Origin of the sequence: Caballeronia sp. J97 (genome assembly GCF_905220305.1) — a bacterium.
In the GTDB taxonomy this organism is placed as follows: domain Bacteria; phylum Pseudomonadota; class Gammaproteobacteria; order Burkholderiales; family Burkholderiaceae; genus Caballeronia.
Window position 1 is genome coordinate 116,732 of sequence record NZ_CAJMZL010000006.1, and the last position, 26,659, is coordinate 143,390.

Sequence of the window (26,659 nt, forward strand, 5' to 3'; positions counted from 1 at the left end):
CAGCGAGGTTGGCGCCGACTAATCGTGCCCGGCAACGAAGGTCGGGGGAATATTGAAGGGTGTGACCACCTGTACCTGTGATAGGACCGTCTGAGGGGTTCCCGGCAAAATTCCCTTGGCTTGTAGCAGCATTCTGCATGCGCGGCGCAGATCGGCGTGCAGATCGTAGTGGAGAACCGCTGACAGTCGCCGTGTGCGCAGCGACTGTCGGCTATAGTCATCTAACTCATGCGAAACGAAGGCCACAGGCTTTCGACCAATCCGTTCGAAGGCAGTGAGCGGTCCAATATATTGCCCGCCGGGGCAATATACGGACTGGAGCTCTGGACGGGCCTTTAGAATCTCGGCGACTTTAACCTGAGCTGCGTCATCGCGACCCTCCGTGTCCATGAACTCGACAACTTCCCGCTTGGGGCTCAGTGACGCGAGGGTTTCTCGAAACCCCGATGTGCGCTCCTTTTGACCCAACATGTACGGCTTGCTGAGGACTACCAGCACTGGGGTCGCACATGCAGACCAGCCGCTGACGAGGTAGGCAGCTGTAGCGCCGGCCGAACGATTGTCGAGTCCTACAAATGCGATACGGTTACTGGTCGGCAAATCCGTAACGAAGGTCACGGTGGGAATTTTCGCGGCCGCCAGCCGCTGCACAGCTTCGTGCACGGCTGGCTCGTCGGGTGCCTTGAGAATCACACCGGCTGATCCGTGCTTTGCGATGCGGTTGAGATGCTCGATCGAACTGGCTGCCTCGTTCTGCTCGCTTAAGTGAGTGCGTGCGCGCAGATTACCCGGCTTCAGCAGCCGTAGTTCGGCCTCCAGGATTGCCTGCGACGCGTGCGCAAACCGACTGGACGATTGAATTACCAGATCAAAGATGACTGGCTTACGCGACAGTTGGATTTGCGACCGTTGTCGGTCAAGCTCTGCGATAGCGCACTCGACCTGCGCGACAGTTTCCGGTCGGACACCCTCCCGAGTGTGGAGAACCCGATCGACCGTCGCCCGGCTAAGCCCGGATTGGGTTGCGATGTCTGAGATCCGATGTCGATGAAGTCCGGCGGTCATAGCGTGCTAGCGGGTCGTCACAAATGATGAGGCTGTCGGATCGTACGTTCGTTGCGGAACCCGGGCTATCCGGCAATACACCAGTCCCTCCACACACACACACACACACACACACACACAGCGTGATAAAACGGGGCCAGAGCGATTGACTCCAAACCAGATGGTTACTGCAGTCTGGGCTCTTATGCCATGCGCTCGCCCCCGTTCAGCCGGAGTTAGATGATGTTTGTTCGTTGAGCCGTCTACCGGCTCAGTCGATCGATTTCGCCATATCTTCGATGATCTTCTTGGCATCGCCGAACACCATCATCGTCTTGTCCATATAGAACAGGTCGTTGTCGAGACCAGCGTAGCCCGCCGCCATCGAGCGCTTGTTGACGATCACGGTGCGCGACTTGTATGCCTCGATGATCGGCATGCCCGCGATCGGCGACTTCGGATCGTTCTTCGCAGCCGGGTTCACCACGTCGTTCGCGCCGAGCACCAGCACCACGTCGACCTGACCGAACTCGCCGTTGATGTCCTCCATTTCATGGACAATCTCGTACGGCACTTCGGCTTCCGCGAGCAGCACGTTCATGTGACCCGGCATGCGGCCCGCGACGGGGTGGATCGCGTACTTCACGTCCACGCCCTTTTCGATCAGCAGATCGGTTAGTTCCTTCAGCGCGTGCTGCGCGCGTGCGACGGCCAGACCGTAGCCCGGTACGATCACGACCGTTTCCGCGTTGCCGAGCATGAACGACGCGTCTTCCGCCGAGCCCGACTTCACCGGCTTCTGTTCGCCCGAGCCCGCCGCCGCTGCCGCGCCCGCCTCGCCGCCGAACCCGCCCAGAATCACGTTGAAGAACGAGCGGTTCATCGCCTTGCACATGATGTACGACAGGATCGCACCGGATGAGCCGACCAGCGAGCCCGCGATAATCAGCATCGCGTTGTTCAGCGAAAAGCCGATGCCCGCCGCCGCCCAGCCCGAGTACGAGTTCAGCATCGACACCACGACAGGCATGTCCGCTCCGCCGATCGGGATGATGATCAGTACGCCGAGCGCGAACGCGATCAGCGTCATGATAATGAACGGCAGGCACGATTGCGTGAGGAAGAAGATCACGCCGAAGCCGATCATCGCGAGCGCGAGCAGCAGGTTGATCAGATGCTGGCCGGGATAAACGACGGGCGCGCCCTGGAACAGCCGGAACTTGTACTTGCCCGACAACTTGCCGAACGCGATCACCGAGCCGCTGAACGTGATCGCGCCGACGAACGTGCCGATGAACAGCTCGATCCGGTTGCCGTACGGCAGGAAGCCGGGAACGCCTTCCTCGACGCCGAGGCCGAACGCGGCCGGTTCCGACACCACCGCATACGCGATACACACGGCCGCCATACCGATCAGCGAGTGCATCGCCGCGACTAGTTCAGGCATCTTCGTCATCTCGACGCGTGCCGCGACAAAGGCACCGATCCCGCCACCGACCACCAGCGCGACGAACACCAGCGAAAGACCCAGCGACAGATTCGACCCGAGCGCGGCCGTCTGCTCCGCGATCAGCGCGACGGTCGTGAGGATCGCGATCGCCATGCCGACCATGCCGAACATGTTGCCCGTGCGTGCTGTCTTCGGATTCGACAGGCCCTTGAGCGCCTGGATGAAGCAGACGGAGGCGATCAGATAAAGAAGCGTAACGACGTTCAGGCTCATTTACGCACCCTCCTTCGAGCCGCCCGGCGCCGCGACCTTCTTCGGCTCCTTCTTCTTGAACATCTCCAGCATTCGTCTCGTCACGAGGAATCCGCCGAACACGTTCACGGCGGCCAGCGTGACGGCGACCGTGCCGAAGAACTTGCCCGTGCCGCCGACCGTCAGGCCCGCCGCCAGCATCGCGCCGACGATGACGATCGCGGAAATCGCGTTCGTCACGGCCATCAGCGGCGTATGCAGCGCCGGAGTCACGTTCCAGACGACGTGGTAGCCGACGTAGATCGCCAGCACGAAAATGATCAGGTTGATCACGGTATGGGTGATGACTTCCATGATGCGTGTCCCTCAAGCCTTGCGCGTGACTTCGCCGTCACGGGCCAACAGCGTGGCCGCGACGATGTCGTCCGCGAGATCGATATTGAGCGTGCCTTCCTTCGTGATGATCAGCTTCAGGAAGTCGAGCAGATTGCGCGCGTACAGCGCCGAAGCGTCCGACGCGACCATTGCGGCCAGATTCGTATGACCCGCGATCGTCACGCCGTGCTTGACGACGACCCTGTCCGCTTCCGTCAGCGGACAGTTGCCGCCGCGCTGACCCTCGTACTCGGCGCCACGTCCCGCCGCGAGGTCGATCAGCACGGAGCCCAGCTTCATCGACTGCACGGTTTCGACCGATAGCAAGGTCGGCGCCGCGCGGCCCGGAATCAGCGCTGTGGAAATCACGATGTCGGCCTGTTTCGCCCGCTCGTGGACGAGCGCCGACTGGCGTGTGAGCCATGACGGGGGCATCTGCCGCGCGTAACCGCCTACACCCAAGGCTGCTTCGCGTTCCTCATCGGTCTCGTAAGGTACATCGAGGAATTTCGCGCCGAGCGATTCGATCTGCTCTTTCACGGCGGGCCGCACGTCCGACGCCTCGACCACGGCGCCGAGGCGCTTGGCCGTTGCGATCGCCTGCAAGCCCGCGACGCCCGCGCCCAGAATCAGTACGCGCGCAGCTTTCACCGTGCCCGCTGCTGTCATCAGCATCGGCATGAAGCGCGGGTACAGATCGGCGGCAAGCAGCACCGCTTTATAGCCCGCAATGTTGGCTTGAGACGACAGTACATCGAGACTTTGCGCACGCGTGGTGCGCGGCGCGGCTTCGAGCGCGAACGCGGTTATGCCTGCAGCTGCTAGCTTCGATGCGTTGTCCGCATTAAACGGCTCGAGCATGCCGACCAGTACCGTGCCTCGTTTAAGAAGCGCGAGTTCTGAATTAGTCGGGCTTTGAAGCTTGAGAACGAGCTCTGCGCCAAACGCGGCAGCCGCATCGACCATCTCTGCGCCTGCTGCTGTGTACGCGTCGTCCGGATAACTGGCGGGCGTTCCTGCCCCGCTCTGTACGCTAACCCTGTGGCCCTGCGACACGCACTTCCTGACCGTCTCGGGCGTCGCGGCGACGCGTGTTTCGTACGGCCGCGTCTCGGCTGGCACTCCAATGTGCATTTGACTCTCGTGATGACTTTATGGGAATTCGGCCCCCAAAGGCGTCCTCTGTTCGAGGCATATTTTCCACAACACATTAGGGGCGTGCGAGGAGCGCGGCGCGATTGAGGGGTATGCGGTGCTCGTTGAAAGACGTTCTAGTCGTCCGCCGAAACCAGATCCGAGGCTAGTGGGGCATGCTGTCCGTCATTAAATAGAGCAGAATGCTCAGCAATAAACCGTTCAGCCTCAAGAGCCGCCATGCAACCCATTGCTGAAGCCACCGTTGCCTGCCGAAACACCGAATCAGCACAGTCGCCGGCTGCAAAGACGCGCTCCACTGAGGTAGCGGTCGACCACGGAGCCACTTTGATGTAACCACCTTCGTGCATATCAAGAATGTCTTTGAATAGGCTCGTTGCTGGATCATGACCCACAGCAACGAAGATTCCATCGGTTGTCAGATCGGACGCTTCGCCGGTAACTGTGTCACGTAGCCGCAGACCTGTGACCGCCGGATTCGGCTGCTGATCGCCGACAACTTCCTCTACGACGGTATTCCAACAAACCGTCACCGCAGGGTGCGCGAGCAGGCGCTTCTGCATGATCGGTTCGGCACGCAATCGATCACGACGATGAATCAGAGTGACTTTAGACGCGTGATTGGTTAGGTAAAGAGCTTCTTCGACAGCTGTATTTCCTCCGCCCACCACAACAACTTCCTTACCGCGGAAAAAGAAGCCGTCGCACGTTGCGCAGGCAGAGACACCATAACCACCAAACTCTCTCTCCCCGGGAATCCCGAGCCACCTGGCCTGTGCACCGGTGGCGATGACGAGAGTATCCGACTCATACGCATCACCCGATTCCCCCCCGGCTTTAACACCATCACTTGAAACCTTCACGGACTTGATAGTGTCGTAAATGATACGGGTTCCGACGCGCTCGGCTTGGAGGCGCATCTCCTCCATCAACTGCGGTCCTTGGACGCCCTCCGAAAATCCCGGATAGTTTTCGACATCCGTGGTGATGGTGAGTTGTCCGCCCGGTTGCAAGCCAGTGACGAGGATGGGTTCGAGATTAGCCCTTGCAGCATAAATTGCTGCCGTGTAGCCGGCAGGACCGGCACCGATGATCAGTACTTTGGTTCGATGAAGTGTCATGTTGTCCCCACGTTTTACTTTGAAAAAAACTGGCCGGATCGGACCGACCGGGCTTCCGTGCACAAATACAGGCCGCTCTCGGGTTACCTTGATTAATGCCTCGCACGAGGCATTAATGGCTTATAGATTCCCGTCGATTAGCGCAGTTACCTGAGACTTTGTAAGAGCTCCGGATTTCTGCGCGACGATTTTTCCATCCTTGAAGAGAAACAGGGCGGGAATGCCTCGTACACCAAGCTTCATTGCCATACCCTGGTTTTTGTCCACGTTGATCTTTGCGATCTGCACCCGGCCTTCGTATGCTGTTGCAAGCTCGTCAAGGACGGGAGACAGCATCTTGCATGGACCGCACCATTCGGCCCAAAAATCAACCAGCACTGGATTTTGCGACTGAATAACGTCTTGTTCGAAAGAAGAGTCAGTTACCTGTTTGATCTGTTCAATCATCTCCGATCACCGTTTTGGTTTGTGTAAGTCAATTGCTTCAGTTAAACGACGCATGCCCCCGACAGAAGGGCCACGTCCCATCGTTCTGGCTGATCTAGGCTAACAGCAAACCGATGCCTGCCATCCCCCGGAATTGCCTAAAGAACGCATCAGAGGCGCATGGAAAAAATGTTGCGTGTGCGGATCTGAGTTTTCTTGGGGTAAATCGCCTAAAGAACGCCTCAGACCACTCCGACGCGTTTACGGCAGGTGAGGGCGCTGCTATCGTGAAATCGTTGATTGAGCGATTCGCTTGTTACTCACATAACGCTAAATCCTGAGACATGAACCAAACTCTTTCGATTCCGACGGAAGATGCCGTCGAATACATGTTTGAGCGCGGCTGGACTGATGGGCTGCCCGTAATTCCACCGACCCGAGACAAGGTGTCAGCGATGCTTGCCGCGGGCGGGCGGGAAGCCGACGAACTGCTTGGCAGTGTCCCTGCACGCCGCAGGTCGGTGAGCGCAGAGATACTGGCGGCGAACGCCGTGATGGCGGGCTGTCGGCCGGAATACTTTCCTATAGTTGTGACGGCGATGGAAGCTGTGCTCGATCCTGCATTCAACGTAAATGCAGTAGCAACAAGCACAGGCGGCGCTACGGTCTGCATGATGGTAAGCGGCCCGATGGTGTCGCAAATTGGGATGAATGGCGGTCACAATGCAATGGGGCCAGGAAATCGGGCGAACGCGACGATTGGACGGGCGATTCGCCTCACCATGGCAAATGCGCTCGGCGCAAAGTCAGGCATGCTGGACGCGTCATCGCTCGGGCATCCAGGTAAATACACATTCTGCTTCGCCGAACGCGCGCCTGTTGATCCCTGGCTGCCACTCAACGTTCGGATGGGCTACACGGCAGACGATACGACCGTGACGATTCTTGCCGCCGAGGGCCCGCGGCAGGTATCAAACCATCTCAATGAGGACCCCGAGAGCGTCCTGCTCACTTTCGTTGCCGCAATGAAGGCACCTTCCAATTTCATTGTCGGCAAAGGCGGCCAGGTCGCAATAGTGATGGGGTACGAGCACGAGCTCGCGCTTCGACAAGCTGGCTGGACGCAGGACAAAGCCGTCGATTTTCTCGTGGAACACAGCCGAGTTACTCTGGCTGAGCTTGAGGGCGGGGGGATCGCGCTCGACACAGCACAGCACAACATGCAGCCGGGGCCCGACGGTAAGTATCCGGTCGTTAAAAGTGCCGAAGACATCATCCTCGTCAGCGCAGGCGGCCCCGGCTCTGGCTGGTCAGCGATGATTCCTACATGGGCGCCGACAATTCATACGCGTGCACTGACGCGTCGCGTCCGACCAGTCGGTGAAGCGCAGCCGGACTGTGGTGAAGCTGGGTGTGAGGTTCCCTGGCTGCGGAACAGTACGCTTACGTCAAAGGAGAACGAGCATGACAATGATTGAAATCGTGGTGCCGGAAGTGACTGATGCGCCACCAGAGACACAACACAAGTTGGCTGCACGCGCAAAGGGTTTAAGCGAAGCAAGGCTTACGCTCATTGTTAATGGGAAGCCTAAGTCGAAGGAAATGCTGGAGATGATTGCTGAGCGACTTAAGAACAAGGTTAGTATCGCGGCCGTGAACTTCTATCAAAAACCGGCCGCCACGCATGTGATCGACGAAGAGGAAGTGGCTACTATCGTTGAATCATCGGATATTGTCATCGCAGGCCTCGGCGATTGCGGTGCTTGTTCTGCAAGCAGCCTCGCGGACGCAGTAAAGATGGAGATCGCGGGCGTCCCGGCGACGGTGCTCATTACCGATGTCTTCACGGGAAACGTGGCTTCGTTCGCAGCGGCAATGGGTATGCCTGGCTATCACACTGTTACCGTGCCGCATCCGGTGTCGTCGAAATCAGATAAACAGCTCGAGCAATACGCGAATGCCGTCGTCGATCAGGTCGTGACACAGTTGACTAACTTTGCTGACCGCGTAGAGATTGTGTAAACGTGAGGCGCTGGTCAGACGTCTCCGTTAATGAGACGTCGTTGTGGTTTTGCACGGTCACCGGTGCGATATATTGATAAATATACCTAGTAAATGGTTTTGCGAAATTAAAGGTGAGGACAATGGAGACAGGCTTGAAACGATTTGAGGGTTCGGTGGTTGCGATCACTGGCGCGGCTGGGGGACTGGGCAGTCAAATAGCGGAAGCATTTCGCGCTGAAGGTGCACGCGTATCGTGTACAGACATTCGCAAACCTGATTCGGTCGATCCAGCAGACTTGTGGACGGTCGGTAATATCGTTCAAACTAGCGACGCAAATGCCTTTGTTGAATCCACTCGAGAGAGATTCGGAGCATTACACGTCCTCGTGAACTGCGCGGGAGCAGTAGGGCGCTCAATGGTGCATGCGATCGAAGACGATGACTGGGACCGCGTGGTCGGGGTAAATCTCACGGCAACGTTCAAATGTACGAGAGCGGCACTCAAGATCATGCGCAGCCAAGAGGGCGGAGTAATTGTGAATGTGGCCTCTCAAGCTGGTGTTCGCGTCCAGCCTAATATGGCGCACTACAGCGCCTCGAAGGCGGCTGTGCTCCAGTTCACAAAGAGCGTAGCATTAGAATATGCGCCAAAGATACGATGCAACTCCGTCACGCCAGGCCTGATTGAAACTCCGCTCGTTCGGCAAGCATGGATCGAATTTGCCAATCAGGTTGGCATTACCTTTGAAGAAGCGCGGGCGCAACGACTGAGCGTTATACCGCTGCAGCGGTTTCAGACAGCGCAAAATGTCTCTGACGGCATCCTTTTCCTCGCATCGAAAGAGGCTTGCACAATCACAGGCACGAATCTCGATGTGAGCGCCGGAGAATTGATTCCTCGGTGAACAGATTTTCTCGAAAGTTTTCTTACGACAGTTAACTTTGTGCAAAACTCGCGATCTACGAGACCCATCCCGCCTATTGTTGCGTTGCAGCCGTGAATAGAGCACGCACTGACCCGACATGGGTCGTGTCAATCATGCGCTATCCCCGTCTTCACTGACGAAGCCTGTTACGGGCTGCATTATCGGCGGGGCTGACGATCCGGTGTGCAGCAAGGGGTCACCTTGATTTTGGCGCACTTTTTCGGTTAGAAGGAGCCCGGCTACGTGCGGTTTTGCGGGCTGATATCGGAGTTTAATCAAGGGTCTGCTGTCTGCCCCGAACCGTCCCGAGATGGGGTCGCCTTGATTTCGGTGTCAGAATCGGGTTAAGACGAGGACCGTCTGACAAGGGTTCGCCTTGGGGCCCCAAATAAATGTGATTTATAATCAGTGACTTGCTGTCTCCCCCTTTCCACGGGCACTTACCTTCGCAGCATGTCCGGCCGACGAGTGCGATTCGCCTCGCCTGTCACTCTCCCGATTGACTCGAGGACGGCTCCGAAATCGTAACGGCTTGCAGTCGACCATCTCAGCGCGGTTGAACGATGTGCCAGACCGTGTTGAGACCGTCACCTCCGTGATCACCGGGCTTCTTATCCATGAGGCCGCGATATAGCGGTTTTCCTTCAAACGCCCATTGCCGTTCCCCATGACCATTGTTGAGCAACTGTAGCGAGCCAGAAGGCACGTCACCTGGCGCTGCGAGGGCCGGAGGAAAATTTCTCGCGCAGTCTCCTTCGCAAGACTTTGAATCGGGGAATCCACTGCCATTGAAGACATACAACGTCATGTTGTGCTCGTCGACAAGCCTTCCATCGCGCTCGTGCGGAGGCGCCGCCCAACTTGCGGTGATGGTAAGGAATATTAAAAATGCAACGAGTGCTTTCATGTTGATGCTCCTGGTGTCAACATGGCGTCGGATCGATTGCGCCGACGGTTGGGGCGAAGATCATTGCCGGTCACTGCGGCGCCATGATGCGCAATACCGGATGGCCGGCCATGTTCTTGAGAGGAAAGTAGGATCGACGGGATTTTGCGTCGACATACAACACATGGGCATTCGAGCCGACTCGGCCGTCGCCCAGCTTCGAAACACGTGTTCCTTCGATTCGAAACATCGACACGACGCCTGCCTCGCCGGCCACATAGACGATCTTCGATGTAGGATCGAACGCAAGTACGTCCGGATCGCGGCCTAGATCGAAGAACTCCACGACCTTCATGGTTCGCATATCGAGCACGATCAGACGACTGTTACCCTCACAGGCGATGAACGCGAGGCGAGATTCAGGCACGATGAGCAGACCGTGATTGCCTTTTGCTCCAGGTAGATCTATGCGCGAAGCGATGGTGTCAGTGGCCGGGTCAATCTCGACCAATTGTCTACGTGTCTGAACGTTGACGAAGACATGTCGCGAGACGGGATCGTATTGGCTGTTACCCGCCTCGCCACCCAGCGCAATCGTGGCGATGCGCTTGTTCGTCGAAACGTCGATGACTGTCTCGGTGTTGCCGGTCTCGTCGGAGACGTAGAGCTTGTGGGCGCACGGTACATAAGCCATACCGTCCGGATAGACGCCCCCCGGTATGCGTGCCACAACATCAAATGTCTCTTCGTCGATAACGACGATCTCGTTCGTCCCCGTGGCCGATGCGTACACACGACCCAATTCCGGCACCACGAAAACACCATGCACGGATGAGATATGTGGGATCGTTGTGATCACGCGTGCGCTTCGGGTATTGACCACGACGATCTCACTGTCGCCGAGATGGGCGATGAAGAGGAGATCTGTCTGCGGGTCACCGCTCGCATAGTCCCAGCGGGTCGGTCGGCCTGGTAACGGCAGATCGACGACATGTCGAAGGGGTAGGGTGGCCAACTCGAGATCATCTGCCGCTGAAGCGCCTCTCGAAAACAGCGCCGCCGCTCCGCAGACGGCAAAGAGCGACAGCGTCGTCAAAATCACTGCGCGAGTGAGCGGCAGGACGAAGCGTAGCCTTATGCGCCTTGTCTTCATGATGAGCCGGCGTTGATTTCGACATGACGAAAAGCACTCAGCAGCGAGAGGTCGTAGATGATCTTGAGCGCCCCACATGCGATCAACGGTGCGCCAAGCCAGCCAAGTCCGATCAACCCGCCCGCAAGCGTCGGGGCGATGGCCGCGGCGAGGCTACGCGGCACGGCGGTAAAGCCAGCGGCCGCAGGGCGTTCCGCTGGAGTGACGACAGCCATGACGTATGCGCTGCGAGTGAGCACGTCGAGCTGCGAAAGTGCGCTGCGCATCAGCAGCATGAGAAGCGCGAGCGGCAGCGATGGCATGAATGCCGCGGCAATGAGGCACAGACTCGATGGAATGTGCGTGAAAACCATCGTATTCAGCAGGCCGATTCTGCGTGCCGGCGGCGCCGCCGCCAACTGTGAACCTGCGCTCAGCAAGCCGTCGCAGAATCCGCGCAGGCTGCGCGCCACGAGCAATCGCCAAACATGTGGATCGACGCCTTCCGGCGCAAGCCATGTCGAAGGGCGGGTGATGATCGAAAGCATCGCTGCACGCGCGTTTGACCTGGTTACATCCGGGTAGTGGTGGAGAGCATGGCGGAATTCAATCTCATCGCTGCGTCGTCCCAATTCACGATGTTGAAAAGCTGATTGACATACTCGGGCCGGCGATTCTGATATTTCAGATAGTAGGCGTGCTCGAAGACATCAAGCACAAGAATCGGCTCGATGCCCCCTGCGGTGAGTTTCTGATGGTTTTCACACTGGAGGATCATGAGCTTGCCCGTCGCCGGCAGGTAGCCGACGATGCCCCAACCCGACGCTTCGATTGCGATCGTTGCAGCGATGAGTTGAGCCGCGAATCGCGCGTACGATCCGAAATTCTTGTCGATGGCCTTCGCGAGTTCATTGCGTGGCTCGCCCCCCTTTCCGGACACGCTCGTCCAATAGACCGTGTGCAGGATGTGGCTGGACAGCTGAAACGCAAGCTCTCTTTCATGGTATTTGACGAGCGCGAAATCACTGGTATCGCGCGCCTTCGCCAAAGCGTCCTCGGCCTTGTTCGCGGCCGCGACTGCAGGTTTATGGTGGAAGTTGTAGTGAAGCTCGACCGTGCGCGCGTCGATGACCGGTTCGAGCGCGTCGTATGGGAAGGGAAGCGGCGCGGCCGCATACTTGCCGTCCGAATCGGTCAGCTTGTCCCTATACGCGCCCTGATCGGCGGCTTGGGCTAACCGCGTCTGCGCCAACATCATGCCTGTGCCGACGGCAGCGGAACTCTGTATAAAAGTACGACGGGTTGCCATGGTTTTCTCCTCGCAACGTCGCTCATGCGCGCCTTCACTGCGTGTACAGGTGAACCAGCGGATAGACGCCAAGCCCGATCAAGGCTGCAGCGGCCACGATGACAGGCTCTTGCAGCTTCTTCACTCGCCACAGCAGGAGGACGGTCGCCAGGGCCAGTAAAGCGGTGGGCCAGTCGACGATCGAACGCTTCGCAATGACAATGACTGATCCCGTGATGGCGCCGACCGCCGCAGCGGTAATGCCGTCGACAAATGCCTTGACAGCGGGAAGCCGCCCATACTTCTTGAAATATGGTGCGGGCAACACGGTGAAGAGGTAGCAGGGCAGGAAAGTCCCGGCTGCAGCGACGCAGGCGCCGGACAGGCCTGCGACCAGATACCCAATGAAGCCAACCGTGATGACGACCGGCCCTGGTGTGATCATGGCGACGGCTACCGCGTCGACGAACTGCTTCTCGTTGAGCCAGTGGTGCTCGGTGACCACTCCGCCATACAGAAACGGGACGATCGCCAGGCCTGAGCCGAATACGAAGGCGCCCGACTTGGCAAAAAAGACACCGATCTGCGCCAACAACGACAGGTCGATACCGCTCAGCACACCGCCCAACGCTGGTGCCTGTGCCGAAGCCAGCGCGTTGACTCCGCCCCTGCCCAGCCAATGCGGCGGGGACTTACGCAACCAGTTCACGACTCCGCCAGCAATGAAAAGCCAGGCAATCTCCGATTCGGTGATGACGGTAACAGCCGCGAGCACGACGAAGATGCACCACAACAGCTTGTCAGATCCAAGCGTCTTTTTCGTGAGCTTGTAGGCGCTCATGGCAATAATGCCTACGACAGCGGCTCCGACGCCGTAGAACACGGCCTGCATCCAGGACAATCCGCCGAAGCGCGAGTACGCCCAACCCAGTGCTACCACCATCAGAAACGAAGGCAGCACGAAGGCAATTCCGGCAATCGTTGCGCCCAAAATCCGGTAGTGAACGTAGCCCAGATACATTCCCAACTGAGCGGCGAGCGGACCAGGCATCATCTGGGCGAGCGCGAGACCTTCCCGATAGTCCGTATCGCTGATCCATCCGCGCCGCTCGACCAGATCACGGTGCATGTAGCCCACGAGCGCGACCGGGCCACCAAAGCCGAACGTGCCGAGCTTCAGCATGTAGAGCATCAATTGGCCAAGGGAATAGGAAGGCGCGGTCGCTGCGGTCGTGCTCATGCGCTGCCTCCGGATTCCGTGGTCTTCGCATTTGCCGCGAAGTGCGTGTACATCGAGTCGAGCACGCGACTCATCTCCTCGAGCAGCACGTCGTCGTCCGCCGAGCGCTCGCGGGCGCCCGACAGGATAGCTTCGAATCCCACCGCTTCAGGCACGGCAGGCCCACCCACGTCGAGCGCATGTACCATCGCGGCGAGTCGCAGCAAGCCGGTGTCACGCTCCAGATCGAAGCTCGCGAGCAACACCTCGAAGGTGACGCGCTCGCCGATGTGTGTGAATGCCGCGCCATCGAAATCGAAGCCGAGCGCATTGGGTGGACAGGCCTCGGGGGAGGTCACCCAGATGAAGCGGGCGTCCGGGTCGATGAAGCGCCGAATCAGCCATGCGCTCGCCACGCGATCGACCCACAGGCGACGGCGCGTCGCCCATGTGCGCCCTCGATAGTCCGTCCGAGACAAAACCCGAATCACGCGCTCCGACGAATGCGGTTCGCCGGGAGACAGCACGGTATCGACGTGCGCCATGAAATCCTGCCAGGCTGCCTCGGCGCGTGTGGTGGCCTCATTCGGAAAGTAGTCGATTGCAACGAGGGTCTCGTAATCCTTGCGCAAGCGGCGAAGCAGGCGCGCAAGCTCCGCTTCGGACTGGCTGGTCACCGATTTACGGGCATCTGCGAGGCTGCGAATCAGCTCCGCGTAGTCATCGGAGCGGTCGAACAGTCCACGAAACTCCTGCTCCTGCGTCAGATCGAGGCTCGGTGCGCGCAGCAGATGCGCGGTGCCCCCGCTTTCGCCTATCGCGGTTGCCAACTCTCGGAGCATGGCCTCCCGTTCAGGCGTATGCGGCAGAACGTAAATGCCGTCGCGAAGCACCGCGCATCCCTTGGCTTTGAGCGCGCGCCAGAAGCGCATGCGGGCCGTGGCGTTCTCGGTGGGCAGCGTCAGGACAAGAAGGGACCAAGTCGAAAATTCGCTCATGTAGACTATGTTACGAAACAGTTGCGTACTCTACAAGTTAATTTTCACTTGATCTTTTCTCACATGGGTCGATTCGCGATCTGCAGACGGTGAGAGAAAAACAGCGTTTGACGCACCGCATCTATCCATAGATAGATGAAAAGATGAGCCTACGTGGGCTAACTTCAACGTCGATTGCTGGGGATCTGAGACGGCGATCCCGATGTCACCCTCTGTTCTGGCAGGCGGAATGAAGTCATCGAAGCGACGGCGTCCTCGAGAACGGGAGCACTTCCACGAAAAGTCGAGAAGCGTGCTTTCCATTGCGCGATCCATGGCTGCAAACCGATACAGTCACGCCCGGACGCGGCCACAAAGCCAGAATCGCGGGTTGAAATTCGCTGCGGATCTAACGTGTCGATCATCTCGATGCCCGCGAACTTCCCCTGCGACGCGTGGAGACTCTCCTCGCCCACAGCGGCTTTCAGCGCAACGACACGGGGCGTCGATCGAACGGCTGGCCGCGAATGTTCATTTGCTACGCGGCCACTTCGGATGCTTCTCATCGATATTGAATGCATGCGAATGCTCCCGTGAGCCTCGTCTCTGACCCGACGCGAGATGTGCGTCATCCTCGGTGCTTGGATGCTCATGCGCGACGACGTCCGGATCGTTGGCGGGCCAGAGCCACCAAGCTGCACTCACACCCACCGCCGTCAGCACCGCCAGCACGACGAATGTCAATGGCATCCCGAGTCTCGCGCCGACAAACCCTGCGATCGGGTACGCGATCAGCCAGCCAACATGGGACAGCGAAAACTGTGCTGCGAACACGGCAGGGCGATCGGAAGCCGCAGCCGATCGCCGCAGCAGGCGACCACTCGGCGTCAGTGTCATCGAATATCCAACTCCAATGACAAACCACGCGACCAGAAACGCCGGCCATTCAATGCGTCCGCCGATGCTGGACACGATCGAACCGGCACCCAGCGCGACGGCCATCAACGACGAGCCAAAGAGCATCGCGGGTCGGTCGGGGCGCTGATCCAGAAGCCGAGGAAGCAGAAGCGCCATCAACATCGAACCGAAGCCAAAGGCTGCGAGAGCGAAGGGCACGTCCGAACTCGGCCGCCGGAGCTTGTCCTCGACGTAGACCACCGTATTGACGATAACCATGGAGCTTGCCGCCGCCGCGGAGAGATTCAGGCCCAACAGACCGAGGAGGCGGGGCGTTCGTAGATAGATGGAAATCCCACGGAACGTCTTCGCATAGATGCCACCTGCGATCTGCGCCGCGCGCGATTGCGGCAGCCGAACGGACACCACGAGCGCGGCGGAGCAAAGAAAGCCAATCACGGTACCGCCGAACAACCAGTGAAAGCCGATCACCGTCAACAAGGCGGCTGCCAGCATCGGGCTCACGAGACTTTCCATGTCGTAGGCGAGCCGGGAGAGCGAGAGCGCACGCGTATAGTCCTTCTCGTCAGGTAACACGTCCGGAATGGTCGCCTGGAATGTCGGTGTGAACGCGGCCGATGCCGACTGCAGGAGAAAGATCAAGATGTAGATCTGCCAGGTCTGCGTGACGAATGGCAGGGTGATGGCGACACCCGCGCGCACCAGATCCATGGCAACCAGGAACGTCCGACGCGGTAGGCGGTTCGCGAACGCGCCCACCACGGGAGCGATCACGACGTACGCCACCATCTTGATGGCGAGCGCGGTGCCCAACACACTGCCGGCTTGCGCGCCCGCGAGGTTGTAGGCGAGCAAACCGAGCGCTACGGTTGCAAGCCCGGTGCCGACGAGCGCGATGATCTGCGCGAGAAAAAGATGCCTGTATGTCCGGTTCGATAAGACGTCTAACACTTGTGGCTCCAGATTTTGCGTTGCGACGCGAGCGACGAAGTCATCCCGTTTCAGGCAGTCCGTCTTCCACGATCTTCGATGCGGCGAGCGTGCCGCAATGCGGATGGCGGAAGGATAGTGTATCCTCCCCCATAGGTTAGTTTGAGCATGCTGCTCGAAGGTTTCATAGACGCGTCGCATGAGGCCACCGGCGGAGCCGCGTGAATGCGGGGCACACCGAGCACCGTTTGTCCTTTCGAGTGAAGAGAAGGACTGGACACCAATAGAGCGGCCGGGTCACTCCGGACGCGAGCAAGCAGAGAACGATTCATGGGCATTCATACATCACATCCGGACATCGTGAAGCGTTTGAAGCGCGCCGAGGGTCATCTGCGTAGCGTGATTGCGATGATTGAGGAGGGTAGGGCATGCGTCGACATAGCCCAACAACTCCAGGCCGTCGAGAGCGCGATCAGCAACGCGAAGGCCACGCTCATTCACGACCATATTGATCACTGTCTAGAGCACTCCCTGCGCAACGAGGAGCAAACACCCGCCAGTGCAATCAAGGAGCTCAAATCGATCACGAAATATCTTTGAGTTTCTCGACGGCCGCGTTCGGGTCGTCGCATGCGGAGTTGGGTGCTGGTCGGACAGTCGAACGCGACGGGCCCGGCGTCATCTGGACTGCGAGTCGGCATTCCTCTACTCGTCTCAAATCGTCGACATGTTGACGTTCTCGGTCTACGGAGGGCTATTCCTTGCAGCCTTCGGTGCGGCCACGCTTCTTCCCCTGCAATCTGAAGCGGTGCTGGTTGGATTGCTGCTGAGCAACCAGTATTCGGTGAGCGCGTTGCTTGCCGTCTCCACGATTGGCAATGTGCTTGGATCGATCGTCAACTGGCTGCTCGGCCGCTACATCGAACGTTGGAAAACAAAACGCTGGTTCCCGGTTTCTGACGAGAGGCTCGAGAAAGCTCAACGGACCTATCAGCGTTTTGGACGGTGGTCTCTTCTTCTCAGTTGGGCGCCCGTGATCGGTGACCCACTCACGCTGCTTGCTGGAGTGATGCGTGAACCTTTCATGCGCTTCGCGGTGCTCGTCACGATCGCAAAACTTGGCCGATACCTCGTTTTAGTCGCAGTGACCGCCTCGTTTGTCTGAACTGCATCCACAGGGAGATCGCAGTTTGCTCTCCCGACGAGACCCCCGAATGTCGTCGTCGAACTTCGGGCTCGACGAATGCTGGAACCCCTACAGGCTTTGTTGAACCCGCCGCAACGCCGTTCACCAGGCTCTAATCTGCGTAGGCATGAGCGACGTAGTAAGCGACTGCTGCGCCTCCGATCGCTACGATCAGGATTGCGGCGATGATGATGGTGACGATCCCGCGGCATTTCATGAATGTGCGCCACGCGTAGGGGGAATCGCGGTGCCCGTCGGCCGAACGTGCTTCCACTCTAGTGTCGATTGCAAGGATCGGCAAGAAGAAAATCTACATACTATCCTCCTGGAGGGGAAAGACGTCCGACAGGGCTGGCACGTGTCTGCGTGTTTCCAGACGTCAGCTGATAGAGCCAAGTTTGGCCTTTTCGGCGCGATATTGTGACTAAGTGACGTTCAGACGAACACTTGGAGTAATGCCACGCGAAGACTCCGGAACGCGGAGATCGTGTATCATCCTATCCAGGGGGGGAGGTTATTGTATTTATGCTGAGATCGCAGAGAGCGTGGCCCAGTCGCCATTGCCTTCCAAGGCGCCCCCCCGCCGAGTCCAAAGCAACTTCCAAGACAGATGGGCATCTCATGACTGATTTTTCCGCCTTGCTGCAGCAGGGCGCCTCGAGTGCATGGCTTTTCATGCCGAGCGCCGTCTTCCTCGGCGCCTTGCACGGACTGGAGCCAGGTCACTCGAAGACGATGATGGCGGCATTCATTGTCGCCATCCGCGGTACGGTCGGACAGGCAATCCTGCTTGGCCTGTCCGCGACGCTTTCACATACTGCGGTGGTGTGGGCGGTCGCGCTTGCGGGGATGTATTTCGGCAGAAACCTGAATCCCGAGACGACTGAGCCCTACTTCCAACTCGCCTCAGCTGTGTTGGTTGTCTGCGTGGCCGTCTGGATGATCTGGCGCACCTGGCGGGATCAGCGATTGGCACTCGACCACGGTGATGCCCACCACCATCACCATGATCACGGCGATGAGACGAAGCGCATCGACACGGGGCACGGATTCATCCGCCTGGAAATTTTCGAGGAAGGCGTCCCGCCGCGTTTCCGCCTGTTTCAAGAAGGTCACCACCACGACAAAATTGGCCCCTATCAGGTGACTTTCGAGACAACGCGTTCTGACGGCACTATCCAGGGATTCAGTTTTGCTCAGCGCGACGGATACCTCGAATCGGTGCAGCAGATTCCCGAGCCTCACGAATTCAAGGCCCGATTGCAGATCGCTCATGGTCATCACAGCCACGACTACGAATTGGAGTACGTCGAGCACGATCATCACCACCACGACCATAGTGAAACGGTCGGACTGGACGTGTCCTCGGCAGACTATCAGGATGCGCACGAGCGCGCGCATGCAAACGACATCAAGCGGCGTTTCGCAAACAAGGACGTGACAACCGGGCAGATCGTCATGTTCGGTCTTACGGGCGGCTTCGTACCGTGCCCCGCTTCGATTACCGTGCTTTTACTATGCCTGCAACTCAAACAATTCGCACTGGGAGCGAGCCTCGTACTCTGTTTCAGCATTGGATTGGCGCTCACCATGGTGGCCTCGGGGACACTCGCCGCGCTCAGCGTGAGGCAGGTATCCCGGAGGTGGAGCGGCTTCGGCGAGTTTGCGAGAAAGGCGCCTTACTTCTCGAGCGCGCTCATCCTGCTCGTGGGCTTCTACATGGCCTACCAAGGGGCCAGCGCACTGAACTGGGTGTAACTCAAACATCCTCCCAAAAGGATGGCGCGAACGTGCCCCACCTGGGTGGGTTCGCGCGGTCTGCTTCGACAAACGCGCAGGCAGTTGAGTCGATGACGCCGGGCGCGATCGCCGATCATCGCACAGCAAGTGAGACACGTTCCGGGCGTGGCTCTTTGGCATTCGCCCCACTTTTCTAAGCCGCCCCTCGGCTCACGTGCCTGTTCGAGATCACCCGCTGTTGTGAGAAAAGCGTTCATCGCCTCGATGAGCGCCAAGTTACCGGTTTTTCTTCGCCAGCACCAACTTCTCTATCGCTAGCAGATAGCTGAAACCACGGGTCCCTAATGCGTCGTGGCGACGAAATCCATCCGCGACTAGCTCGAGTTCCCCGAAAGGTATAGGACGATTCTGCTGAAATAGGGGAAATCACATCGATCGGGATTCCTGATCGCGAATCGATTCTGCATGCAGTAGTCTAAATTCTCTCTGCGATCCTTGCCTCATGCTGGAGCCCTGAACTGCGCGCCGGCCCCTTTCTCGTGCATCGCCTGTCCATCTTGAAGCGGGCGTGCTCGGACCATTCAGGGTGCAGCACAATCTCCTGTTTGGACCACCAAAACGGCACTTCCAAATTGATTGCGCAGTGGCTTTAGTTATTTTTACCGTCCGTCTACTGTTGTAATCCATTCGACATCGACGCGAGTGGATAACGCAATATCTCGGTCGGTGCTCACGAGCGCGGGGTTCGATCAGAGCTCCATGCTGCTCGATACGGATACCTAACTGCATGCCACGACGGTGATGGCCCACGTATTCGATAAGCATCTGCGCCGCAGCATCAGCCGTGTCCGTTTCGCCAAATGACTCTTCAAAGGGACGACATGCAATGAACACCACAAACGGCAAGAAACTTCTGGCATCGCTCGCGATCGGCTTGGGAACCTTGTTCTCTGCAGTTCATGTGCAGGCGCATCAGATCTGGTTCGAGCCGACCCCGGATCGCACGTTCAAGCTGTACTACGGCGAGTACGACAAAAACATGCTGGAAGTCACGCCGGGCGGCATGGACCGGTTCAAGGCTTTGCAAGGCGCGTGGGTCAGCCAAAAAGGGGAGCAGCCGCTCGACCTCAAGCTGCACCGCGATTTCTTTTCGGTGGGGCAGGTGCCCGCCAAGGGCGACAGCCTGATAGCGGTCGACGAAAAATACCCGATCTTCAAGGTGCGCGATGAAGGCGCGGTGGTCGACACGCACTGGACCGTCGCGACGCGCTGGGTCGGCGATCTGCGCAAGCGTGATCCGGAACTCCTGCTCGACATTGTGCCGACTGGCGTGGTCGACGGTAAGCGCGTGCAGTTCCAGGTCTTCTACGACAAAGAGCCGCTCACCAACAAGCCGGTGACTTTGTCCTCCCGCGCGGGCTGGGACTATCTCGGGACGACCGACGGTGAGGGCAAGGTGTCGTTTCCTCTGCCGTGGAAGGGCATTTACGTGCTCGGCGTCGAATTCCGCGACCGCGTGGCGGGCGAGCGCGTCAACACGGAAAACGTGACGGAAAAATATGCCATCAAGAGCTTCAGCTCGACGCTCTCGTTCTACCAGCCCACGGGTCTGAAGCCGATGCCGCAGGCACCGTCGACACTTCCCGCATCGGAAATCGCGCGTCTGAACAAGAAGGAAGGAAGCTGACATGAAACCCATCACGCGAATCCTCGCCATTTCTGCAGTGGCGTTTCTGTCCAGCCAGGCTTGGGCCCACGGTGTTCCGATGCCGCAGCACGGCGGACTCGTCGACGATGCGGGTCTGGTCGCCGTCGAAATGGTGGCCAAGGGCAACACGGTCGAGCTTTATCTGACCGATGACGATGCGCCCGTGGACGCGCAGAACGTCAAAGGGACGCTCACCGTGACCGGACCCGACGCGAAGCAACAGTCGTCGATCGCGCCACTGAGCGGCAATCAGTTGCAATCCAAGGGCGTCACAGTGAAACCGGGCTCGAAGGTGACCGCATTGTTGACGATGGCCGACGGCGTCACGAAGGTCAGCGCACGATTCGTCGTCAGATGACATAGCGGAGGAGATGACTGACATGAGAGGCTTGATACGTCGCGCCACCGGATGGGCCGTTTCCCGGATCGACGCGAGACTGGTCGTTCTTTTGGGCCTGTTGTCTCTGACGGGCCTGGCGCTCGCGCACGGCGTGTCCGATGACGACAAGGCGTTCATCGAAGGCAGCAGCGGCCTGAACCTGATTCCGTACATCTACCTCGGCGCGAAGCACATGGTCACGGGTTACGACCACCTGCTGTTTCTCGTCGGCGTGATCTTCTTCCTGTACCGGATGAAGGATGTCGGAAAGTACGTGACGCTCTTTGCCATTGGGCACAGCACCACGCTGCTTCTGGGCGTGATCGGCAATATCCACGCGAATCCGTATCTGGTGGACGCGGTGATCGGCCTGTCGGTCGTCTACAAGGCGCTGGACAATCTCGGCGCCCTGCGCAGGGTGCTGGGTTTCCAACCTAATCCCAAGGCCGCTGTGCTCGTATTCGGCTTCTGCCACGGCTTCGGCCTGGCGACGAAGCTGCAGGAGCTGTCGCTGTCGAAGGAGGGCATGGTGCCGAACATCGTGGCGTTCAACGTCGGTGTCGAGATCGGGCAACTGCTGGCGCTGAGCCTGATACTGCTCGTGATGAACATCTGGCGTCGCTCGGCGTCGTTCGAGCGCACGGCGGTCGCGGCCAATGCTGCACTGATGGCGGCCGGCTTCGTGCTGATCGGCTTTCAACTCACGCAGTTCTTCGTTCCCATCGGGGCATGACATGAACCAACTCGAAGTGTCCAATCAGACGCTCGCCAAGGCTACTGCCGGTGCAGTGGCGACGGCCGCGGTCATCCTGACGCTGTTCGTGCTGCCTGCGGAACGCGGCATCGACGTGACGGGCATCGGCCGCGCGCTCGGGCTGACCGGCATGGCGGCGGGCGCGGCGCGTGCGGAGCCTGCAGCGCCCTCCTTGACTCCGCTGCCGGCAGCTGCGGGGGCGATGCCGAACAAGCTGAGCATCAGCAAGGCGACGCCATATCGCAGCGACGAAATGGAGCTCGTACTGCCGCCGAATGCAGGAGCGGAAATCAAGGCGCAGATGCACGAGGGCGATCATCTCGTGTTCCGGTGGGAAGCCACGGGCGGACCGGTCAACGTCGACATGCACGGCGAACGACCCAACGCTGGCAAGGCCTACACGAGCTACTGGAAGGCTGTCGAGCAGACCGGCGCGCAGGGCGCATTCAACGCGCCCTTCGATGGCACGCACGGCTGGTACTGGAGAAATCGCGGCGATCGGGACGTCGTGATCAAGGTCCGCACCGACGGGTTCTACGCAAAGCTCTTCCGTCCCGAGCATTGATCCACGCGCCCGCGCTCGCGGGCGTGATCGCAGTACAGCACTACCCACAGCAACAGCACGCCGGCAGGCGGACCCGAAAGGGCCCGCCGCGGGCGGAGCCATGTCTTTTACAAACGGATGTCCCCTTTTGCCGATTGCGTGAGGATCTCATGAGCCTTTCATCCGGAATATCCACTCGCGGGAGCGCGGTGTCCGCGTCAGCCGCCGCCAGCCAGCCCGTCAGTCTTTCGCGAACCCGCATGCTGTCGATCGATGCGCTGCGCGGCTTTGTCATGCTATGCATGCTCGTCGATCATGTCCGCGAGACGTTCTTCCTGCATCGCCAGGTGACCGATCCGATGGATCCGTTCACCATCGCACCGGAGTTGTTCCTGACGCGGATGGTGAGCGAGATCTGCGCGCCGGTCTTCATTTTCTTGACCGGTCTCTCCGCGTGGCTCTACGGTCAGTCGCACAGTCCCCGCGAGACATCCGCGTTTCTGCTCAAGCGCGGCATCTTCATGGTGTTCCTCGAACTGACGTTCGTCTGCTTCGCGTGGACCGCCGAGTTTCCGCCCAAGACCTTGTGGCTGCAGGTGATCTGGTGCATCGGCCTGTGCATGATGGCGCTCGCGCTGTTGCTGCATCTGCCGCGCAAATGGCTGCTTGGGATCGGCGTCGCAATCATTGCTGGCCATAACCTGCTGGACGGTGTGGTGCTGGGGCCTGACTCGTTCCTCTTCGTGCCATGGTCGATCCTGCATCAGCGCGTGTTCATTGACCTGGGCGGCATCACGCGGGCGCGCACGACCTATCCCGTGCTGCCATGGATCGGCGTGATTGCGCTGGGCTACGCGATGGGTCCGTGGTTCGCGAAGACGTTCGATTCCGAGCGTCGCACCAGCCTGCTGCTGAAAACCGGCATCGGGCTGCTGGTGGCGTTTTTCGTCATCCGCTATCTGAACTTCTACGGTGAAAAGCCGTGGGTGCACACGGGCGATACGGCGCGCACGTTGATGAGCTTCTTCAGCGCCCGCAAGTATCCGCCTTCGCTGATGTTCCTGCTTCCGACGCTTGGCCTCGGTCTCGTCCTTCTTGCATGGTTCGAAAAGCTTCAAGACGCGCGCGCCATTCCCATGCTCGCGACGCTGGGCGGCGCACCGATGTTCTTCTACCTGCTGCACCTGTACGTGCTCAAGGCGCTCTATCTGATCGCCTTCCATATCTGGGGAGCGAATCAGGGGCAATTCTTCGGCTTCGATCACCTCGCTGGAATTTGGCTGTGGTGGCTGCTGCTCGCGGTGCTGCTTTACTTTCCGGCGTGCTGGTTCGCAAAGCTCAAGCAGCGCCGCAAGGACGTCTGGTGGCTCAAATACCTGTGAGAGCGTAGATCCGAATGAACATTCACAAAATACGATGGGCTATGTCGCCGGCGCTGCTCGGTACGTTGCTGGCGAGTGTCCACACAGCACAGGCGCAAGGCGCGGTCACGCTCTACGGCATTGTCGACAATGGCATCGTCTACACCCATAACAGCGGCGGCGAGTCAACGCAGATCGGGTTGAATAGCGGAAGCCTTTCGGGATCGCGCTGGGGTCTGAAGGGCGCCGAAGATCTGGGTGGCGGTCTCAAGGCGATCTTTCAACTGGAGAACGGCCTGAATCTGAATACCGGGAAGATGAATCAGGGCGGACGCCTGTTCGGCCGGCAAAGCTATGTGGGCCTGAGCTCGTCGCGATGGGGCACGGTGACAGCGGGACGGGTGTACGATCCGCTGACCGATCTCGTGCAGCCGTCGCAAGGCGACAACTATCTCGGACAGACGTTCACGTCTCCAGGCGATATCGACAACGCCGACAGCAGCGCGCGCATCAACAATGCGATCAAGTGGACGAGCCCGACGTATGCCGGCTTCACCGCGTCGCTCCTGTACGGCTTTGGGGGCGTGGCGGGCGCAACCGGCTCGGGTCAGTCGTACAGTGCGGCACTCGCGTACAACGGCGGGGGCGTCACGGTGGCGGGCGGTCTGCTGCATATGGACCGAGGCAACGCGAGCGCATCGACGCGCGGCACGGCGTCAGCCGATTCACTTTTCAACAGCTCGGTGAACGCGGCTTACGCTTCGGCCAAGTCGATCGACATCTATCGTATCGCCGCGCAGTACAAGTTCGCGACGGTGACCCTCGGCGGGTATTACAGTGACTCGCGCTACGCCGCCGATGCCTCGTCCAGCTTCAGCCGCACCGAGGTGTATCGCGATGCGTCGGTCTTCGCTGTCTGGATGCCGACGGCGGCTGTCTTGACCGAAATCAGCTACAACTACCTGAAGAGCACGGGTGATTCATCGGCCCGCTATCACCAGGTGAGCATCGGCGCGGACTACCTCTTCAGCAAACGCACCGATATGTACCTGATTCTGGGTTACACGCACGCAGCGGGGCAGAACGGCAGCGGCGAAGCACAGGCAGTAATCGGCGCGACTGATATCGATGCCGGGCGGCCGTCGCAGGCTCGGGTGAATGTCGGTATCCGGCATCGCTTCTAAGCGGTGGATGCTGCGACTGCTTAAGCTTGATCTGGACGCGAGTGCCGCGTTGGCACTCGCGTCGGTTACCGCCCAGTAAAGCGCGACAGCCGGCGCGAGGCTCTTACCAGCTGCCTGTCGCTCGTTCGGCACAGCTTGGTGCAATGACGGGCGTGAAGCACGAAGCTCTCGCCCCGGTTGACGCAAATGAAAGCATAATGTAATTTTAAGGCCTTCAACTTCGCGAGGGTCAACCCGGTCGTGCCGGGGTACATATGGACAGTTCCCACTGTCGATTTTCTTCTGTTTCATCTCATCTGTCCGGCCCACGCCGATTGCCACAATCGGAAGGTGCGCCATGGACGTCCTGATCCTGATCGGCCTCGTCGCGCTCAACGGCATATTCGCCATGTCGGAAATCGCGCTCGTCACCGCGAGGAAGGCGCGGCTCATGAAGCTTGCCACCGAAGGCGACGGCGCCGCTCGCGTGGCGCTCGAACTTGGCGAAGACCCCGCGCGCTTCCTGTCCACCGTGCAGATCGGCATTACGTCGATCGGACTGTTGAGCGGCGTCGTCGGCGAAGCCGTCCTTGCCGAGCCGCTCGAACTCTGGCTCATCTCGCTTGGCGTGCCGATGACGACTGCGGAGATAAGCGCGACGGCCGCGGTCGTGGTCGGCGTGACGTATGTGTCGATCGTCGTTGGCGAACTCGTGCCCAAGCGTCTCGGGCAGATCAACCCAGAACCCGTGGCGCGCCTCGTTGCTCGCCCGATGCAACTGCTAGCATTGCTGACACGACCCTTTGTCGTGCTCCTGTCGGGCTCTACACATGCGCTCTTGCGATTGCTGGGGGTACGGCAGACTGGTTCGGCAGGCGTGACAGAGGAGGAAATTCACGCGCTGCTGAAGGAAGGCTCCGACACGGGCGTGATCGAGCGGCAAGAGCACGAGATCCTGCGCAACGTTTTGCGGCTCGACGAACGTCATATCGGGTCGCTGATGATTCCGCGCGCCGATATCGTGTACCTCGACGTGCGGCTCCCCGCCGAAGACAACGTCGGCCGCGTGATCGAATCGGAGCATTCGCGCTTTCCCGTGTGCGATGGCGGCATCGACAACGTGCTCGGCGTTGTTCATGCGAAAAAGGTGCTCGCGCGCGCTGCCAAGGGAGAGGGACTGGACTTCTCCGCGGACCTGGAGCCTGCCATCTATCTGCCCGAAACGCTCTCCGGCATGGACCTGCTGGAGCATTTCCGCAAGAACGGCCAGCAGTTGAGCTTCGTGGTGGACGAGTACGGCGACATCGAAGGCATCGTGACGGTGCACGATGTGCTCGAAGCGCTCACTGGCGAATTTGCGCCGAGCAATGCCAGCGACACGTCGGCGGTGATGGCCGAGCAGGGCGCATGGTTGCTGGACGGCGCGATGCCAATCCCGGAAGCGAAGGATAAGCTCGACCTGAAGAACGTCCCCGACTCGGCCCGTGCGCGTTATCACACGCTCGGCGGAATGATCATCTCGTTGCTCGGTCGCATCCCTGTCGCGGGCGATCGCACAGAATGGGAGGACTGGCGCTTCGAAATCGTCGCAATGAACTGCAAGCGTATCGACAAGGTTCGCGCACACAGATTGATTAACGGTGTGCCGAACGAATTTTCCGTGAACCCCTGACGGATAACACAACTATCCGTATGCTCCCCGAACTCTCGAGAGTTGTCGC

At 59.3% G+C, this 26,659-nt stretch carries 25 protein-coding genes and 1 pseudogene; 13 read left to right on the plus strand and 13 right to left on the minus strand.

What is annotated here, in order from left to right; all coding sequences use genetic code 11:
• Window positions 1-18: 18 nt before the first annotated feature.
• The 6 genes from U4Y90_RS11595 to trxA form a co-directional block, all read right to left on the minus strand.
• Complete coding sequence (locus U4Y90_RS11595; RefSeq protein ID WP_321794708.1) at window positions 19-1,065, minus strand: LacI family DNA-binding transcriptional regulator; 1,047 nt, start codon at window positions 1,063-1,065, stop codon at window positions 19-21.
• Window positions 1,066-1,315: 250 nt separating this feature from the next.
• Window positions 1,316-2,767, minus strand: coding sequence for an NAD(P)(+) transhydrogenase (Re/Si-specific) subunit beta (locus U4Y90_RS11600; RefSeq protein ID WP_321794709.1), 1,452 nt, complete (start codon window positions 2,765-2,767; stop codon window positions 1,316-1,318).
• Entirely contained in the window at window positions 2,768-3,100 is a 333-nt protein-coding gene (locus U4Y90_RS11605) for an NAD(P) transhydrogenase subunit alpha (RefSeq protein WP_321794710.1), read from the minus strand.
• A 12-nt stretch (window positions 3,101-3,112) separates the two neighbouring features.
• Window positions 3,113-4,255, minus strand: a complete 1,143-nt coding sequence (locus U4Y90_RS11610) for a Re/Si-specific NAD(P)(+) transhydrogenase subunit alpha (RefSeq protein ID WP_321794711.1) — start codon at window positions 4,253-4,255, stop codon at window positions 3,113-3,115.
• Window positions 4,256-4,392: 137 nt separating this feature from the next.
• A complete protein-coding gene (trxB, locus tag U4Y90_RS11615; protein WP_321794712.1) occupies window positions 4,393-5,397 on the minus strand; it encodes a thioredoxin-disulfide reductase in 1,005 nt (334 codons plus the stop codon).
• Window positions 5,398-5,517: 120 nt separating this feature from the next.
• Window positions 5,518-5,844 carry a thioredoxin gene (gene trxA / locus U4Y90_RS11620; RefSeq protein ID WP_321794713.1) on the minus strand — a complete coding sequence of 109 codons (327 nt, stop codon included), beginning with the start codon at window positions 5,842-5,844 and terminating at the stop codon, window positions 5,518-5,520.
• A gap of 323 nt (window positions 5,845-6,167) precedes the next feature.
• Between trxA and U4Y90_RS11625 the strand changes: the two genes are divergently transcribed.
• The 3 genes from U4Y90_RS11625 (at window position 6,168) to U4Y90_RS11635 (ending at window position 8,732) form a co-directional block, all read left to right on the plus strand.
• Window positions 6,168-7,301 (plus strand): hypothetical protein, encoded by a 1,134-nt coding sequence (locus U4Y90_RS11625; protein WP_321794714.1) that lies wholly within the window; start codon window positions 6,168-6,170, stop codon window positions 7,299-7,301.
• Complete coding sequence (locus tag U4Y90_RS11630) at window positions 7,288-7,845, plus strand: UGSC family (seleno)protein (protein WP_321794715.1); 558 nt, start codon at window positions 7,288-7,290, stop codon at window positions 7,843-7,845. The genes U4Y90_RS11625 and U4Y90_RS11630 overlap by 14 nt, the downstream gene beginning before the upstream one ends.
• A 134-nt stretch (window positions 7,846-7,979) precedes the next feature.
• Window positions 7,980-8,732, plus strand: a complete 753-nt coding sequence (locus tag U4Y90_RS11635) for an SDR family oxidoreductase (protein WP_321794716.1) — start codon at window positions 7,980-7,982, stop codon at window positions 8,730-8,732.
• 568 nt (window positions 8,733-9,300) lie between these two features.
• On the opposite strand, the gene U4Y90_RS11640 is transcribed toward U4Y90_RS11635, so the two are convergent.
• The 7 genes and pseudogenes from U4Y90_RS11640 to U4Y90_RS11670 all read right to left on the minus strand — a co-directional run bounded on the left by U4Y90_RS11640 (window position 9,301) and on the right by U4Y90_RS11670 (window position 16,124).
• Window positions 9,301-9,660: a transcriptional regulator gene (locus tag U4Y90_RS11640; protein ID WP_321794717.1), complete on the minus strand. Its 360-nt coding sequence runs from the start codon at window positions 9,658-9,660 to the stop codon at window positions 9,301-9,303.
• A 70-nt stretch (window positions 9,661-9,730) separates the two neighbouring features.
• Window positions 9,731-10,792: a YncE family protein gene (locus U4Y90_RS11645; protein WP_321794718.1), complete on the minus strand. Its 1,062-nt coding sequence runs from the start codon at window positions 10,790-10,792 to the stop codon at window positions 9,731-9,733.
• Window positions 10,789-11,223 (minus strand): annotated as a pseudogene (locus tag U4Y90_RS11650) (MFS transporter); the annotation flags it as partial. The gene U4Y90_RS11645 and the pseudogene U4Y90_RS11650, both read right to left, overlap by 4 nt.
• Window positions 11,224-11,342: 119 nt before the next feature.
• A complete protein-coding gene (locus U4Y90_RS11655; protein WP_321794719.1) occupies window positions 11,343-12,080 on the minus strand; it encodes a superoxide dismutase in 738 nt (245 codons plus the stop codon).
• A gap of 34 nt (window positions 12,081-12,114) precedes the next feature.
• Window positions 12,115-13,299, minus strand: coding sequence for a chromate transporter (locus tag U4Y90_RS11660; RefSeq protein ID WP_321794720.1), 1,185 nt, complete (start codon window positions 13,297-13,299; stop codon window positions 12,115-12,117).
• Window positions 13,296-14,276: a chromate resistance protein ChrB domain-containing protein gene (locus U4Y90_RS11665; protein ID WP_321794721.1), complete on the minus strand. Its 981-nt coding sequence runs from the start codon at window positions 14,274-14,276 to the stop codon at window positions 13,296-13,298. Before U4Y90_RS11665 ends, U4Y90_RS11660 begins: the two co-directional genes overlap by 4 nt.
• 510 nt (window positions 14,277-14,786) lie before the next feature.
• A complete protein-coding gene (locus U4Y90_RS11670; protein WP_321794810.1) occupies window positions 14,787-16,124 on the minus strand; it encodes an MFS transporter in 1,338 nt (445 codons plus the stop codon).
• A gap of 309 nt (window positions 16,125-16,433) precedes the next feature.
• Between U4Y90_RS11670 and U4Y90_RS11675 the strand changes: the two genes are divergently transcribed.
• The 10 genes from U4Y90_RS11675 to U4Y90_RS11720 all read left to right on the plus strand — a co-directional run bounded on the left by U4Y90_RS11675 (window position 16,434) and on the right by U4Y90_RS11720 (window position 26,610).
• Window positions 16,434-16,703, plus strand: a complete 270-nt coding sequence (locus U4Y90_RS11675; protein WP_321794722.1) for a metal-sensing transcriptional repressor — start codon at window positions 16,434-16,436, stop codon at window positions 16,701-16,703.
• 127 nt (window positions 16,704-16,830) lie between these two features.
• The gene (locus tag U4Y90_RS11680; RefSeq protein WP_321794723.1) at window positions 16,831-17,268 is read left to right on the plus strand and encodes a YqaA family protein; all 438 of its coding nucleotides are present in this window, start codon (window positions 16,831-16,833) and stop codon (window positions 17,266-17,268) included.
• Between the two features lie 642 nt (window positions 17,269-17,910).
• Window positions 17,911-19,047 (plus strand): nickel/cobalt efflux protein RcnA, encoded by a 1,137-nt coding sequence (locus tag U4Y90_RS11685; protein WP_321794724.1) that lies wholly within the window; start codon window positions 17,911-17,913, stop codon window positions 19,045-19,047.
• Window positions 19,048-19,915: 868 nt separating this feature from the next.
• Entirely contained in the window at window positions 19,916-20,716 is an 801-nt protein-coding gene (locus U4Y90_RS11690; protein ID WP_321794725.1) for a DUF4198 domain-containing protein, read from the plus strand.
• A gap of 1 nt (window position 20,717) precedes the next feature.
• Complete coding sequence (locus U4Y90_RS11695) at window positions 20,718-21,095, plus strand: hypothetical protein (protein WP_321794726.1); 378 nt, start codon at window positions 20,718-20,720, stop codon at window positions 21,093-21,095.
• Between the two features lie 22 nt (window positions 21,096-21,117).
• A complete protein-coding gene (locus tag U4Y90_RS11700; RefSeq protein WP_321794727.1) occupies window positions 21,118-21,849 on the plus strand; it encodes a HupE/UreJ family protein in 732 nt (243 codons plus the stop codon).
• Window position 21,850: 1 nt separating this feature from the next.
• The gene (locus tag U4Y90_RS11705) at window positions 21,851-22,435 is read left to right on the plus strand and encodes a transmembrane anchor protein (protein WP_321794728.1); all 585 of its coding nucleotides are present in this window, start codon (window positions 21,851-21,853) and stop codon (window positions 22,433-22,435) included.
• 239 nt (window positions 22,436-22,674) lie between these two features.
• Window positions 22,675-23,796, plus strand: a complete 1,122-nt coding sequence (locus U4Y90_RS11710; RefSeq protein WP_321794729.1) for a DUF1624 domain-containing protein — start codon at window positions 22,675-22,677, stop codon at window positions 23,794-23,796.
• 14 nt (window positions 23,797-23,810) lie between these two features.
• The gene (locus U4Y90_RS11715; RefSeq protein WP_321794730.1) at window positions 23,811-24,959 is read left to right on the plus strand and encodes a porin; all 1,149 of its coding nucleotides are present in this window, start codon (window positions 23,811-23,813) and stop codon (window positions 24,957-24,959) included.
• A 337-nt stretch (window positions 24,960-25,296) separates the two neighbouring features.
• The gene (locus U4Y90_RS11720) at window positions 25,297-26,610 is read left to right on the plus strand and encodes a hemolysin family protein (protein ID WP_321794731.1); all 1,314 of its coding nucleotides are present in this window, start codon (window positions 25,297-25,299) and stop codon (window positions 26,608-26,610) included.
• Window positions 26,611-26,659: the final 49 nt, after the last annotated feature.

What these genes read in the sequence shown, in the direction of transcription:
- U4Y90_RS11605 (WP_321794710.1), bottom strand. Translation starts at nt 3,100, where the DNA reads ATGGAAGTCATCACCCATACCGTGATCAACCTGATCATTTTCGTGCTG.
- U4Y90_RS11645 (WP_321794718.1), bottom strand. Translation starts at nt 10,792, where the DNA reads ATGAAGACAAGGCGCATAAGGCTACGCTTCGTCCTGCCGCTCACTCGC.
- U4Y90_RS11715 (WP_321794730.1), top strand. Translation starts at nt 23,811, where the DNA reads ATGAACATTCACAAAATACGATGGGCTATGTCGCCGGCGCTGCTCGGT.
- U4Y90_RS11595 (WP_321794708.1), bottom strand. Translation starts at nt 1,065, where the DNA reads ATGACCGCCGGACTTCATCGACATCGGATCTCAGACATCGCAACCCAA.
- U4Y90_RS11685 (WP_321794724.1), top strand. Translation starts at nt 17,911, where the DNA reads ATGACTGATTTTTCCGCCTTGCTGCAGCAGGGCGCCTCGAGTGCATGG.
- U4Y90_RS11610 (WP_321794711.1), bottom strand. Translation starts at nt 4,255, where the DNA reads ATGCACATTGGAGTGCCAGCCGAGACGCGGCCGTACGAAACACGCGTC.
- U4Y90_RS11600 (WP_321794709.1), bottom strand. Translation starts at nt 2,767, where the DNA reads ATGAGCCTGAACGTCGTTACGCTTCTTTATCTGATCGCCTCCGTCTGC.
- U4Y90_RS11720 (WP_321794731.1), top strand. Translation starts at nt 25,297, where the DNA reads ATGGACGTCCTGATCCTGATCGGCCTCGTCGCGCTCAACGGCATATTC.
- U4Y90_RS11705 (WP_321794728.1), top strand. Translation starts at nt 21,851, where the DNA reads ATGAACCAACTCGAAGTGTCCAATCAGACGCTCGCCAAGGCTACTGCC.
- U4Y90_RS11630 (WP_321794715.1), top strand. Translation starts at nt 7,288, where the DNA reads ATGACAATGATTGAAATCGTGGTGCCGGAAGTGACTGATGCGCCACCA.
- U4Y90_RS11690 (WP_321794725.1), top strand. Translation starts at nt 19,916, where the DNA reads ATGAACACCACAAACGGCAAGAAACTTCTGGCATCGCTCGCGATCGGC.
- U4Y90_RS11675 (WP_321794722.1), top strand. Translation starts at nt 16,434, where the DNA reads ATGGGCATTCATACATCACATCCGGACATCGTGAAGCGTTTGAAGCGC.
- U4Y90_RS11640 (WP_321794717.1), bottom strand. Translation starts at nt 9,660, where the DNA reads ATGAAAGCACTCGTTGCATTTTTAATATTCCTTACCATCACCGCAAGT.
- U4Y90_RS11695 (WP_321794726.1), top strand. Translation starts at nt 20,718, where the DNA reads ATGAAACCCATCACGCGAATCCTCGCCATTTCTGCAGTGGCGTTTCTG.
- U4Y90_RS11660 (WP_321794720.1), bottom strand. Translation starts at nt 13,299, where the DNA reads ATGAGCACGACCGCAGCGACCGCGCCTTCCTATTCCCTTGGCCAATTG.
- U4Y90_RS11655 (WP_321794719.1), bottom strand. Translation starts at nt 12,080, where the DNA reads ATGGCAACCCGTCGTACTTTTATACAGAGTTCCGCTGCCGTCGGCACA.
- trxA (WP_321794713.1), bottom strand. Translation starts at nt 5,844, where the DNA reads ATGATTGAACAGATCAAACAGGTAACTGACTCTTCTTTCGAACAAGAC.
- U4Y90_RS11665 (WP_321794721.1), bottom strand. Translation starts at nt 14,276, where the DNA reads ATGAGCGAATTTTCGACTTGGTCCCTTCTTGTCCTGACGCTGCCCACC.
- trxB (WP_321794712.1), bottom strand. Translation starts at nt 5,397, where the DNA reads ATGACACTTCATCGAACCAAAGTACTGATCATCGGTGCCGGTCCTGCC.
- U4Y90_RS11625 (WP_321794714.1), top strand. Translation starts at nt 6,168, where the DNA reads ATGAACCAAACTCTTTCGATTCCGACGGAAGATGCCGTCGAATACATG.
- U4Y90_RS11710 (WP_321794729.1), top strand. Translation starts at nt 22,675, where the DNA reads ATGCTGTCGATCGATGCGCTGCGCGGCTTTGTCATGCTATGCATGCTC.
- U4Y90_RS11680 (WP_321794723.1), top strand. Translation starts at nt 16,831, where the DNA reads ATGTTGACGTTCTCGGTCTACGGAGGGCTATTCCTTGCAGCCTTCGGT.
- U4Y90_RS11700 (WP_321794727.1), top strand. Translation starts at nt 21,118, where the DNA reads ATGAGAGGCTTGATACGTCGCGCCACCGGATGGGCCGTTTCCCGGATC.